The 13,089-nt window shown below is 35.1% G+C and carries 9 protein-coding genes; 4 read left to right on the top strand and 5 right to left on the bottom strand.

The features are described from left to right. Positions 1-12: 12 nt before the first annotated feature. The 3 genes from ACIQ2L_RS06370 to ACIQ2L_RS06360 form a co-directional block, all read right to left on the bottom strand. The gene (locus ACIQ2L_RS06370) at positions 13-1,902 is read right to left on the bottom strand and encodes a beta-L-arabinofuranosidase domain-containing protein (RefSeq protein WP_396157308.1); all 1,890 of its coding nucleotides are present in this window, start codon (positions 1,900-1,902) and stop codon (positions 13-15) included. 2 nt (positions 1,903-1,904) lie between these two features. After that, complete coding sequence (locus ACIQ2L_RS06365; protein WP_396157307.1) at positions 1,905-4,061, bottom strand: GH92 family glycosyl hydrolase; 2,157 nt, start codon at positions 4,059-4,061, stop codon at positions 1,905-1,907. A gap of 68 nt (positions 4,062-4,129) precedes the next feature. After that, the gene (locus ACIQ2L_RS06360) at positions 4,130-4,861 is read right to left on the bottom strand and encodes a DUF4197 domain-containing protein (protein ID WP_396157305.1); all 732 of its coding nucleotides are present in this window, start codon (positions 4,859-4,861) and stop codon (positions 4,130-4,132) included. A gap of 183 nt (positions 4,862-5,044) precedes the next feature. On the opposite strand from ACIQ2L_RS06360, the gene ACIQ2L_RS06355 reads away from it, so the two are divergent. Both ACIQ2L_RS06355 and ACIQ2L_RS06350 read left to right on the top strand, forming a co-directional pair. Next, complete coding sequence (locus ACIQ2L_RS06355) at positions 5,045-8,470, top strand: methylmalonyl-CoA mutase family protein (protein ID WP_396157304.1); 3,426 nt, start codon at positions 5,045-5,047, stop codon at positions 8,468-8,470. A gap of 67 nt (positions 8,471-8,537) precedes the next feature. Beyond that, positions 8,538-10,115, top strand: a complete 1,578-nt coding sequence (locus ACIQ2L_RS06350) for a PKD domain-containing protein (protein ID WP_396157303.1) — start codon at positions 8,538-8,540, stop codon at positions 10,113-10,115. Between the two features lie 33 nt (positions 10,116-10,148). Here the strand turns inward: ACIQ2L_RS06350 and ACIQ2L_RS06345 are convergent, their stop codons facing one another. Beyond that, complete coding sequence (locus ACIQ2L_RS06345; protein ID WP_396157302.1) at positions 10,149-10,289, bottom strand: hypothetical protein; 141 nt, start codon at positions 10,287-10,289, stop codon at positions 10,149-10,151. Positions 10,290-10,401: 112 nt separating this feature from the next. Here ACIQ2L_RS06345 and ACIQ2L_RS06340 point away from each other — a divergent pair, with 112 nt between their 5' ends. Beyond that, entirely contained in the window at positions 10,402-10,917 is a 516-nt protein-coding gene (locus ACIQ2L_RS06340; RefSeq protein ID WP_396157301.1) for a hypothetical protein, read from the top strand. A 68-nt stretch (positions 10,918-10,985) separates the two neighbouring features. On the opposite strand, the gene ACIQ2L_RS06335 is transcribed toward ACIQ2L_RS06340, so the two are convergent. Next, positions 10,986-12,248 (bottom strand): aminotransferase class I/II-fold pyridoxal phosphate-dependent enzyme, encoded by a 1,263-nt coding sequence (locus tag ACIQ2L_RS06335; RefSeq protein ID WP_396157300.1) that lies wholly within the window; start codon positions 12,246-12,248, stop codon positions 10,986-10,988. 117 nt (positions 12,249-12,365) lie between these two features. Between ACIQ2L_RS06335 and ACIQ2L_RS06330 the strand changes: the two genes are divergently transcribed. Then, positions 12,366-12,938, top strand: coding sequence for a non-canonical purine NTP diphosphatase (locus ACIQ2L_RS06330; RefSeq protein ID WP_396157299.1), 573 nt, complete (start codon positions 12,366-12,368; stop codon positions 12,936-12,938). Positions 12,939-13,089 lie beyond the last annotated feature (151 nt).

Below are 13,089 nucleotides of genomic sequence, written 5' to 3'. Positions count from 1 at the left end.
TAACTTTTTATTTTAGAATGAGACTTGTCTCAATATTGTTTTTCCAAAAGGAATAAGGGTTACCGTTTCTGTTTTATTGGTTACAATGTTTTTTAAATCAGCTTTAATATTGTTGTTATTAAAAGTTGCCCTATGATTTTCAATAAATTTAAATCGCGTTTTATCTGATGGCTCATAATTTAAATCTTCAAATCCTCTAACATATTCTTTTCCTTTAATTTGGAGTGAAGAAATAGCTTTTGCATAAAATTGACTACCATACGAAAAGAAATGTTCTCTTTTACGATCAGTCAATACGATTACTTCTGTTTTAAATTCTAATTTAATATTTTCTATCTTATTGAATGTTCTTTCCATAATGATATAATCGTCTTCAACTCGATATTTTTCATTGGTTATTATAGATGTTGTCCAACTTGGTTTTCTTATTTTAAGTTGAAATGCTGTAGGTTGATCTAATTGCATCTGAAATTGAAAAGCATTCTCATTAGGGTAATTGGTTTTATTTTCAATCTTTATTTTTGACCCTTTAATTTCGGTTTCTAATACGTTAGGCATCAATAAAGTGGCTATTAGTGTGTTTTCATTTTCCTTCATCCAAGACGATTGTATAAAATAGGGCGAAATTCTTCCTGCATTTGGGTTGCAACAAACCGCCACATCTTGATGCGCGGGAGAATATTTATAACGTGTTTGCTTTCTATCGGGTTCCACTTCACCATTTTTGGTGCCTAACATTTCATAAGAATTATCAGTTTTCAAATAGGCAATACAAGAATGGTTCGGATTTCTAGATCCTTGTGCGGCATTATAAAAAATAGTTTCAATGTCGTCTCCAATGCTAGCATTTCCTGTTTTTTGAAGAAATACGGTATAACTATCTAACAATTCGTGAATAGAGCAATATTCATAACCCGTATGTGTGGCATCTGCAGTTCGTTCAGCAATCCATTCATCGCCAATAGGTCCGCCAGTGGGAGTAGTCGTATTTTTTATTCTTTCGAGGTAAATGGTTAACGCTTTTTGCAAATCCTTATTTTGATAAGCTGCCACGATTAATGGTCGTAAATGTTCGTAGGTATGAACGCCATGCGATTTGAATTTATAGTTTGGATTTAAAATATTAGACAATTGCACATCACATTCTGATTGATATGTTTTAGAAAAATCTTGATATAAAAACAAAGCATATGCGGTATATTTTTTATCTTCGGTAAGTTGATACATTTTATCTAAAACATCGGTGAAGGTCAAACCATGAGAAACACCACCATTAAATTTTTCACCAGATGAAAAAGGACTTGAATTATTAATAGGATAATTGACCATCACATTGTCAACCGCTCGAACTAATGATTTCCAAACTTTTTCATCTTTAGTTGCTTCATAGTATGCCAATAAACCGCGATGTAATGTAGCTTTTGACCACAATTCACCATTCTCTGAATTAAAATTATAACGCAGTTCTTTGTCGTAAATTCCTAAATAACCGTCCTCGTCTTGGGTTGCTAAAATCCGTTGAACATATTGATGTACTTTCTCAATTCCAGCTTTGTCATCAACTAAAAACACATTCCGAATATAACCATCCCACCAATTAGATTGCGTTTCGGAGTTCCACCATTTGTATTGATCACTTCCTTCGGCATCGCCTTCTTTCAAGTTTCCTAAATCTTTTACCTGACTGTTTTTATGCAATCTTCCCGAACCATAAATAGGATCATTAATTAAATCGGGAACCAATTTATCTAAATTTCCTAAATAACCTTCAACGTCCTTTTGCATTTGAGTTTTAAGCCAACCAGTTGGTTTGATGCTGCCAAAAGGTAATGATTGAAATTTTTCTTGTGCGTTTGCCATAAATACTGAAAATAGTAAAAATATTAATATCGATTTCTTCATAATTAATTGTTTATCATTTCAAATTTTAACGTTCCACCAGCCCTAATTTCTCTATAAGTGATGAATGGTTTTGCAATTTTTCTTTCATTCAAAAATCTATTTTCGTTGAATATAGTTTCATTCGAAAAATTGTAAGCATCTATTCTAAATTCTTTTCCATTATCTAAATGAATGACAGCTTTTTTAACTTGTGGACTTCCAAATACAAACTCGCCATTACTAGAATTAACAGGATAAAACCCTAACGTTGACAAAATATACCATGCACTCATTTGACCGCAATCGTCATTCCCAATCATACCATCGGGGGTATTGTTATGAAATTCATTGATGACTTTGTGAATGTATTTATGACCTGTTTTAGGTTCGTTGGAATAGGCATACAAATACAAAATATGATGACTAGGTTCATTGCCATGTGCATATTGCCCAATCATGGCTTCTTGCCCCAGAAACTTGTTCGGATTAGGTGTTTCAATAGTGAAGAAAGTATTTAACTGTTTGGTGAAATTGTCTTTTCCACCTAATAAATTTATCATTCCCTGAACATCATATTGCGCTGGTGTCCAAAAATACTGCCAGGCATTGGCTTCGGTATAATCGCCTGGATTGTTCATTGGTGATGTTGCGGTTAATGGATCAAAAGTCGTTCTGAAATTTCCTTTGGTGTCTTTTCCTCTGAATAATTTTGTTTCGGGGTCAAAGAGATTTTTATAATAATGGGCTCTTTTATCGAATGCTATTGCATTGGTTTTATCGTTTAGTTTTTTTGCCATTTGACTTATACAATAATCATCAAAACCACTTTCTAATGTTCGTGAAACCGCTTCGTTATCTAATTTATCAAAAGGATAATAACCATACTGATTATACAAATCCCAATTAGAATTAATATGACTTTTGGTAGATGTTTCTACCATGGCTTTCAAAGCATCCTTAGCATCAAAACCTTTAAATCCATTGTTGTAAGCAGATAGTAGCATTGGGATAGCATGGTTGCCAATCATGCAATAATTATCTTGTCCCCAAGCTGTCCAAATGGGCAAAAATCCAGCTGCTTTGTGATGTATCAGCATGGAATTGACAATTCCGTTTACTTTCTCTGGAGCTATGATTTGTAACAGCGGAAAAGCACCTCGATAAATATCCCAAATAGATAGAGTAGAGTAGTATTCCTTGTTTGGAGCTCTATTAATTTTATCATCAGCACCGCGATATTTTCCATCCACATCAGTAATATTGGAAGGTTGTAAAAACAAATGATACAGTGAAGTATAGAAGATTTCTTTTTGCTTTTGCGATGCTTCAATGTCTATTCGATTGAGATAGCTGTTCCAAGCGTTGACATTTTCATTTTTTACTTTTTCAAAATTCCAATGCGGAATTTCGGATTGTAAATTATTTATGGCGCCATCAACCGAAACTGTTGATAAGGCAATTTTGACTTTTAGAATTTTGCTTTCGTTTAAGGTAAAAGACAGATTGAACTTTGGCGCTTTGTCTTTTTTGCCCATTGGGAGTTTTTCTTCTTCGAAAAAAGGAGTATCAAACTCTATGGTAAAAAAGTATTTTCGGGTTACCCAATTTTTGGTTTTGCAATAACCCGAAATAGTATGATTGTTTTCAGTTTTCACATCGCTTTCAAGCACTAAGCTATCCGTTAAAAATCGCAAACCATGTTGTAAATCAACTAGTACATTAGCATTTTTGCTTGGATAGGTATATTGATGAAAAGCTACTCTATCCGAGCATGTGAGTTCCACTTTTACATCGTCTTTTTTGGTAACGGTGTAATAACCCAAACTGGCTTTCTCGGTTTCTTTATAATAAGAATTTTGCAGTTTTTTTTTTGTTTTCGAATAAGGCATTAGCAAAATATCGCCCATTTCACCAATGCCTGTTCCGCTAAAACGAGTTTGTGAAAATCCCAATAACAAAGTGTCTTTGTATTGATAGCCGCTGTTGTGGTTCCATCCTTCATCTCGATTGTCTGGACCAGGTTGTACCATTCCAAAAGGTTTTGATGGTCCAGGAAAAGTATGTCCCGTTCCGTCTGTGCCTATAAAGACGTTTACATATTTTGCATTATTTTGTGCGTAACTAAAATGTAAAAGAAGAATTAAAACGAAAATAAGGAAGTTCTTAATTTTGGTTTGCATAATTCTGAATTAGATATAAACTCAAAATTAGGATATTTTTAAATAATAAAAATACATTTAAGTATAAATTACTTTTTATCCTGAGCCGCAAATACTTTTTTTAACAAACTTGAACTCCTAGAATTCAAATTAGTTCTAATCTCTTTTTCCTCAACCGCAATCATTTTAAAAACACCTTCTAACGCTTTGTTGGTGGTATAATCGGTTAAATCAGGATTGACTTTGCTTACTAATGGAATGCTATTGTATTTTTTGATGATACTTGCCCAAACTTTATCGGCGCCTACTTTAGCAAAAGAACTTTGAATAACAGGATTAAATTTGGTGTACAATGCAGTACTAGTTGAAGTTTGAAGATAGTTTGTTGCTGCGCTTTCATTTCCCATGAGTATGTTTTTAGCATCGTTAAAACTGATATTCTTCACAGCATCCATAAAAATTGGTGTTGCCTCTTTTACGGCATCTTCGGCAGCGCGGTTCAGCATCAAAATCCCTTCATCAGCAAGTGAGCCAAGTCCCATTTTTCGCAATGTTTTATCCACTTTTTGCAATTCTTCGGGCAAAAGTATTTTAACTAATTCGTTTTTGTAGAAACCATCTTCGGCAGTCAATTTGGTAACTTGTTTGGTAATACCGTTATTTAAAGCTTCTTTCAATCCTTTGGAAATATCGGTAGAATTTAAAACAGAACTACTACTGGGAAGTTTTGTTGGAATAACTTTTTTGACTTGATCTGGTAGTTTTATTTGAGCAAAACCTAGGAAAGGAATTAACAGAAGCAGTGTTATTATTGTTTTCATATTTTATTTTTTTATACTAAATATCAAAAATTAAGCCAGTTGTTTTTTGCAAAACTACTATTATGTTATTATTAACCAGAGTCTTTTTTTTGATGTGTTTTATTTTTATGTTTTCTACGAAATCGTTGTAACAATTTTTATTTATTGCGTAAATTGCGCACTCAAAATTTTCATATTCGCAAAATGGAACCACAAATACCTTACATACCTAAAAATAAAGTTAGAATTGTTACTGCTGCTTCTCTTTTTGATGGACACGATGCCGCTATTAATATCATGCGTCGCATTATTCAAGCTACCGGAGTTGAAGTCATTCACTTGGGGCACGACCGTAGCGTGGAAGAAGTAGTGAATACTGCCATACAAGAAGATGCCAATGCCATTGCTATGACTTCCTATCAAGGTGGTCACAATGAGTATTTCAAGTATATGCATGACTTATTGAAAGAAAAAGGTGCTGGACACATCAAAATATTTGGTGGTGGCGGTGGTGTTATTTTGCCTTCGGAAATAAAGGAATTACAAGACTATGGTATCACTAGAATTTATTCTCCTGATGATGGTAGAGCGATGGGATTGCAAGGGATGATTAACGATTTAGTAAAACAATCCGATTATCCTGTTGGTGATATTTTGAATGGCGAAATCAATCATTTAGAAGAAAAGAATGCTACTGCTATTGCGCGCGTGATTTCGTCGGCAGAAAACTTTCCTGATATTGCCAAAGAAACCCTCGACGCTATTCACAAGAAAAATGAAACATCTACTATTCCTGTTTTGGGAATTACAGGTACTGGTGGTGCTGGAAAATCTTCTTTGGTGGATGAATTGGTGCGACGATTTCTAATTGATTTCCCTGAAAAAACTATTGGTTTGATTTCGGTTGATCCTTCAAAACGTAAAACGGGCGGTGCTTTACTGGGTGACAGAATTCGTATGAATGCCATCAACAATCCTAGAGTTTATATGCGTTCTTTGGCTACACGTCAATCGAATTTGGCATTGTCGAAATATGTGAATGAAGCCATTCAAGTCTTGAAAGCCGCTCAATATGATATTATTATTTTAGAAACTTCGGGTATTGGTCAAAGTGATACTGAAATTATTGAACATTCGGATGTTTCGTTATATGTCATGACGCCAGAGTTTGGTGCAGCAACCCAATTGGAAAAAATTGATATGTTGGATTTTGCCGATTTAGTAGCGCTAAATAAATTCGACAAACGTGGCGCTTTAGATGCTTTGCGCGATGTGAAAAAACAATACCAACGCAATCACAATCTTTGGGATGTAAATCCTGATGATATGCCCGTTTTTGGTACTATTGCTTCTCAGTTCAATGACCCAGGAATGAATACCCTTTATAAAAAGATAATGGATAAAGTGGTGGAAGTAACTGGTGCCGATTTGAAATCGACTTTTGAAATTACCCGCGAAATGAGTGAGAAGGTTTTCGTTATTCCACCACATAGAACACGGTATTTATCTGAAATTGCCGAGAACAATCGCAAGTATGATGAAACGGTTTTAACACAAGTAGAAGTAGCGCAAAAGTTATACGGTATTTATAAAACTATAGAAAGCGTTAGCAAAAAAGCAATTCAAATTGACCGTGCTGGAATTGATGCTAGTAGTTTGAATACCAGTGACGATAACAAGGACTTCTTAAACCTATTAGTGAAAGAATTCGACCGCGTAAAAATGAACCTCGACCCCTTCAATTGGGAAATTATTCTCACTTGGAATGACAAGGTCAACAAATATAAAAATCCGGTGTATAGCTTTAAGGTGCGTGACAAGGAAATTAAAATCCAAACACATACAGAAAGTTTATCGCACTCTCAAATTCCGAAAGTAGCGTTGCCAAAATACCAAGCTTGGGGTGATATCTTAAAATGGAATTTACAAGAAAATGTACCAGGAGAATTTCCTTTTGCCTCAGGATTGTATCCTTTTAAACGGGAAGGCGAGGATCCAAGCAGGATGTTTGCTGGCGAAGGCGGACCAGAGCGAACCAACAAACGTTTTCACTATGTGAGTGCCGGTTTGCCTGCTAAAAGGTTGTCTACTGCTTTTGATAGTGTTACTTTATACGGCAATGACCCTGATTTGCGTCCCGATATTTATGGAAAAATCGGAAATGCCGGCGTTTCTATCTGTTGTTTAGACGATGCCAAGAAATTGTATTCTGGTTTCGATTTAAGTCATCCACTTACTTCGGTATCGATGACGATTAATGGTCCTGCACCGATGTTATTGGGCTTTTTTATGAATGCTGCCATCGATCAAAACTGCGAAAAATACATCGTTGAAAACAATCTTAAGGTTGAAGTAGAAGAAAGAATCAACGAAATCTATAAAAAGAAAGGACTGCCAAGGCCCAAATACAATGGACAATTACCAGGTGGAAACAATGGTTTAGGGTTACTGCTTTTGGGCGTTACAGGTGATCAAGTATTGCCATTAGATGTCTATCAAGAAATTAAAACCAAAACCTTAACCCAAGTGCGTGGCACCGTTCAAGCCGATATTTTGAAAGAAGACCAAGCCCAAAATACCTGTATTTTTTCTACAGAATTTGCCTTGCGATTAATGGGCGATGTGCAGGAATATTTTATACAAAAGAATGTACGTAATTTCTATTCGGTTTCTATTTCGGGCTATCATATTGCCGAAGCTGGCGCTAATCCAATCACGCAGTTGGCATTTACCTTGTCCAATGGCTTTACTTATGTTGAATATTACTTGAGCCGTGGCATGGACATCAATGATTTTGGGCCAAACTTGTCGTTTTTCTTTTCTAATGGTATCGATCCTGAGTATGCGGTGATTGGTAGAGTAGCACGCAAGATTTGGGCGAAAGCAATGAAAAACAAATATGGAGCCAACGAAAGAGCGCAAATGCTGAAATACCACATCCAAACCTCAGGTCGCTCGTTGCACGCACAAGAAATAGATTTTAATGATATCCGTACGACTTTGCAGGCGTTATATGCCATATATGATAACTGTAATTCACTGCATACCAATGCTTATGACGAAGCGATTACTACGCCAACAGAAGAAAGTGTACGAAGAGCTATGGCTATCCAATTAATTATTAATAAAGAATTGGGCTTAGCCAAAAACGAAAACCCGATACAAGGTTCGTTTATCATAGAAGAATTAACCGATTTGGTGGAAGATGCTGTACTAAAAGAATTTGATAAAATTACAGAGCGTGGTGGTGTGTTAGGCGCTATGGAAACCATGTACCAACGCAATCAAATTCAAGAAGAGAGCATGTATTATGAAATGCTCAAACATACTGGGGAATTCCCAATTATTGGGGTGAATACGTTCTTGAGTTCCAAAGGTTCTCCTACGGTTTTACCGGCAGAAGTGATTCGTGCCACCGAAGAAGAGAAACAATTTCAAATTCAAACCCTGACCAATTTGCACCAAGCCAATGCTGGCAAAGAAGAGGAACAACTCAACACCCTGCAAGAAGCTGCCATTAACAATAAAAACATCTTTGAACATTTGATGGAAGCTACGAAGTATTGCTCGCTGGGACAAATAACGGCTGCGTTGTTTGAAGTAGGAGGGCAATATAGACGGAATATGTAATTTTTGCTACATTTGTCCTAAATTAAGTAATTATACAGATTTTTAGTGTTTTAAAATATTATTTATTATGAAAAAAATCACTTTGTTTTTATTAGCACTATTTTCAAATATTGGTTTTGCCCAAATAAGTTACCTTTCCTCAGATTACGCACTTCAAAACGAATCGTATATTGTTAGTACAGCTACTGCGCCCGGTTTAACACTTGATTTTGTGCAAACAGGCACCAACTTCAATTGGAATTACAGCACGCTAGCACCAGCTACTCAGGAAACCGTTACCTATCAAAACCCAAATAATGCTGGGTATAAAAATATTTGGTGTTTGTTCAATGGCTTTATTTTTAATTGCAATACGCAGTTTAACAACAACTTTAATTTAGCCACTAAATTAACCGATGGTTTGCAAATTCAAGGATTTGGAATTAGTAATGTAATAGACCACTTAAAATTGTCATCGACTCTTTTAGAAGACAAAATGATTGGCGCTTCTATTACAGTAAATGGAACTTCGGTGCCTTTTGTTGCATCCTATCAAACTGCTGATAAGCTCTATCAATTCCCGATAAATTTCAATGATAATTACACCAATAATTTTGCTTTAAGTGTTGATTTAACAAGTTTTGGAGTGCCAATACAATATGCTTCTGCAGGACAACGCACTAATTTAGTTGAAGGTTGGGGTTCTTTAACAACCCCTTTTGGTACTTTTTCAAATGTACTGAAAATGAAAACTACAGTTGTAAACAATATTACCATTACGGCAAATGGTACTCCAACTCAAAATACAGTGACCACAGTTTCCTATAAATGGTTTGATAAAGATTACGGAATTCCAGTGTTGCAAGTAGATGGTAATCTTGTTGCCAATCAATTTGTTCCAAATACTGTTACTTACTTTGATATTCAGCGTTGTATAACTCCCAATGCAGCATTTGGTTTTTTTCCATTGGCAAGCAATTTTAATCCAACCAATAATAATGCTTCGGTTTCTTTTATAAATGCCAGTGCTAATTATGATAGCGTAAGTTGGAATTTTGGTGATGGAAGTGCTGCAAGTACTGCTGTCAATCCAACCCATAATTATAGTTGTCCCGGAGTTAAACAAGTAACACTTACAATTACCAATGCCTTTTGTAACCCAGATCAAACGGATACAATTACAATTCCAGTAACCATAACCGATACTCAAAATGCTTTCACAACTGCAGTTACAGTAGGCAATGCATCATTATTTGCTGATAGAACTTTGGCAGGAACAACCTATCAATGGTTGGATTGTGATAATAACAATCAACCCATTCCTAATGCTACTTCGCAAATATTCACGCCACCATTAGCTAATGGAAATTATGCGGTACAATTAACAACCAATGGCTGTGTAAGTGTTTCGAGTTGTTATTCACTTACTTCATTGGCAGCAGTTGATTTAGAGGAAAATATAAAAGTGCACCTTTTTCCAAATCCAACCAAAGGCAAGTTACTATTATCAAACAATGCGATTGAGATTACTAAAGTTTCTGTATATAATATGTTAGGGATGTTAGTAGGCCATTCTCTAGATCTTACAGCTCATGCTGCGGGTATTTATAGTATTAAATTAGAAACGACAAACGGTATTTATTCTCAAAAAATTATAAAAGAATAATTGAAAAAAGAGAATACTATAGACAGATCAAGACTATTCTTTAGTTTCATTAAATTTTTTTATAATAACTTTAAGCTGTTCCTGACGAGCAACTTTTTTAGCTTTTTCTTTATCTTGTGCCTTGTGCAACTTATCGTTGTGCGCTTTGATATTTTTCGGATTGTTTCTTCCCATGATGGCTCAAAAATACAATTATTTGTTTTAATTAAAGTTTGGCATTAATATTGGTTGCAATTAAACATTATTAACCTGCCTGTCGGAAGACAGGTCATTAAATTTAAAAATCATGAAAAAAATTACTTTAGTTTTAGCTTTTATCGGGATGATAACGCTACAAGGATGCACCGTAAACGAAGACAACACCAATAACATTGACAATGATACCATTAGTGAGGTATTCGAATTGAGAAATGTTAATTTTAGTTTTAATCCAAATGACGGTTATAATATCTACAGAACTTTAAATCCGCAAATTTTTGCTTCCGATGTTGTATTGATCTATAGATTATCAGGTACAATTGATGCTAATACTCCAATTTGGCAATTGATTCCAAGAACTTTATTTTTACCTCAAGGTGAATTAGACTATGACTTCGATTTTAGTAGAGAAGATTTTACAATATATGCAGGCGGCACCTACAACTTAGCGAATACGCCAAATTTTATACAAAATCAAACTTTTAGGATAGTAATTGTTCCTGGATTTTTTTCAAATAAGAATATTAGCAAAGTTGATTTTTCTGATTACAATGCGGTAGTAAATTACTTTAATATAGACGAAAGTAAAATAAAGCAATTGTAATTTGCAATATAAAAAAAACCATTCGCCGAGCGAATGGTTTTTTATTTCTATATAATTCGATTTTTTTTTTAAGCATCTAAATCAACCGTAGTAGCATCTGCAATCTTTTTATACGTTCCGTTTACCAATTTCTCGCGAATGATCTCAAAAGCAGTTAGCGTTTCATCAATATCAGCTAAAGTGTGAGAAGCTGTTGGAATCATACGCAATAAGATAATTCCTTTTGGAATTACAGGATAAATCACTATCGATAAGAAAATACCATAGTTCTCTCTCAAATCATTTACCATTACCATTGCTTCTGGCACACTTCCTTCAAGATAAACTGGTGTTACGCAAGTATTGGTATCACCAATGTTGAAACCTCTAGTTCTTAATCCGTTTTGCAATGCATTTACGTTTTCCCAAAGTTTGTCTTTTAATCCAGGATTATCTCTTAATAATTGTAATCTCTTTAATGCACCAACGGTTTGAATCATTGGTAAGGATTTGGCAAACATTTGTGAACGTAAATTGTATTTTAAATAATCAATAATTTCTTTATCAGCAGCCAAGAAGGCACCAATACTCGCCATAGATTTGGCAAACGTCGAGAAGTAAACATCAATTTGGTCTTGTACTCCTTGCTCTTCACCAGCGCCAGCGCCAGTTTTACCAAGTGTTCCAAAACCGTGAGCGTCATCAACCAAAAGACGGAAATTGTATTTCTTTTTCATTTCCACAATTTCTTTCAACTTTCCCTGTTGGCCTCGCATTCCGAAAACGCCTTCAGTTATGAATAGAATTCCTCCACCCGTTTCAGTTGCCATTTTTGTCGCACGCTGCAAGTTTTTTTCCATGCTTTCTATATCATTATGACGGTAGGTAAAACGTTTTCCCATATGAAGACGGACACCATCAATTATACAAGCGTGCGCATCAACATCATAAACAATAATATCATTTTTAGTAACCAATGCATCAATACAAGACATAATACCTTGGTAGCCAAAGTTCAATAAATAGGCAGATTCTTTTTGAACAAAAGCAGCCAATTCATTTTCTAATAGTTCGTGAGCATCAGTGTGTCCGCTCATCATTCGTGCTCCCATTGGATAGGCTGCACCGTATTGAATCGCAGCATCAGTATCTGCCTGACGCACTTCCGGATGATTGGCTAGACCCAAATAGTCGTTCAAACTCCAGTTTAATATATTTTTTCCGTGAAATTGCATTCTTGGTCCAAGCTCTCCTTCTAATTTTGGGAAAACATAATATCCTTCGGCTTGAGAAGCCCATTTTCCTAGCGGACCTTTATTGTTTTGTATTCTTTCGAATAAATCTTTTACCATAATCACTTTGTGTTTAATCGGTGCAAAAGTAATAATTTATTATTGAAATTTATCCTTAAGTAATCATGTTTTATGAGCTTTTGAAAGATTATATTTGTAAACCAAAAAAAATCAATAATGCAACTCGTTTTCGCTTCCAATAACAAAAACAAAATCAAAGAAATACAATTATTACTTCCTCAATCTATTGAAATTTTAAGCTTGGAAGATATCGGTTGCTTTGAGGAAATTCCAGAAACTGCGGATACTATTGAGGGCAATGCTATTCTCAAAGTCAATTATGTAACCGAAAATTATGGTTACAATTGTTTTGCCGATGACACTGGTTTGGAAGTCGACGCTTTAAACGGTGAACCTGGAGTTTATTCCGCTCGATATGCTGGCGAAAAAAAAGACGCTAATGAAAATATGGATAAATTATTAGATAACCTTAACGATAAATCTAATAAATCCGCCCAATTTAAGACCGTAATTGCTTTAAATATTGATGGAATTCAAAAATTGTTTACAGGTATCATTAAAGGAACTATTATCGACCAAAAAATAGGAACCAATGGTTTTGGTTATGATCCCATCTTTATAGCTGATGGTTATGATAAAACTTGTGCTGAATTGACCTTAGAAGAAAAATCAGTTATCAGCCACAGAGGTTTAGCTGTGAAACAATTGATTGATTTTTTGGGTCGCTAAGTAGCTGAAAAACTGGGTTACTGAGTTGAGGTGACGTTTAGAATAGCCCCGATAGGAGCTAGCTACCCTGCCTGTCTGCTGGCAGGCATGTAGCGCGGATAGCGGGAGCAATAGTGTAAAAAAAGATAAAAGTTCTGCTCCAAATTAAAAA

The sequence above is a fragment of the Flavobacterium sp. genome, assembly GCF_044369455.1.
Classification (GTDB): Bacteria; Bacteroidota; Bacteroidia; order Flavobacteriales; family Flavobacteriaceae; genus Flavobacterium.
This window is presented reverse-complemented; position numbering and strand designations above follow the sequence as displayed.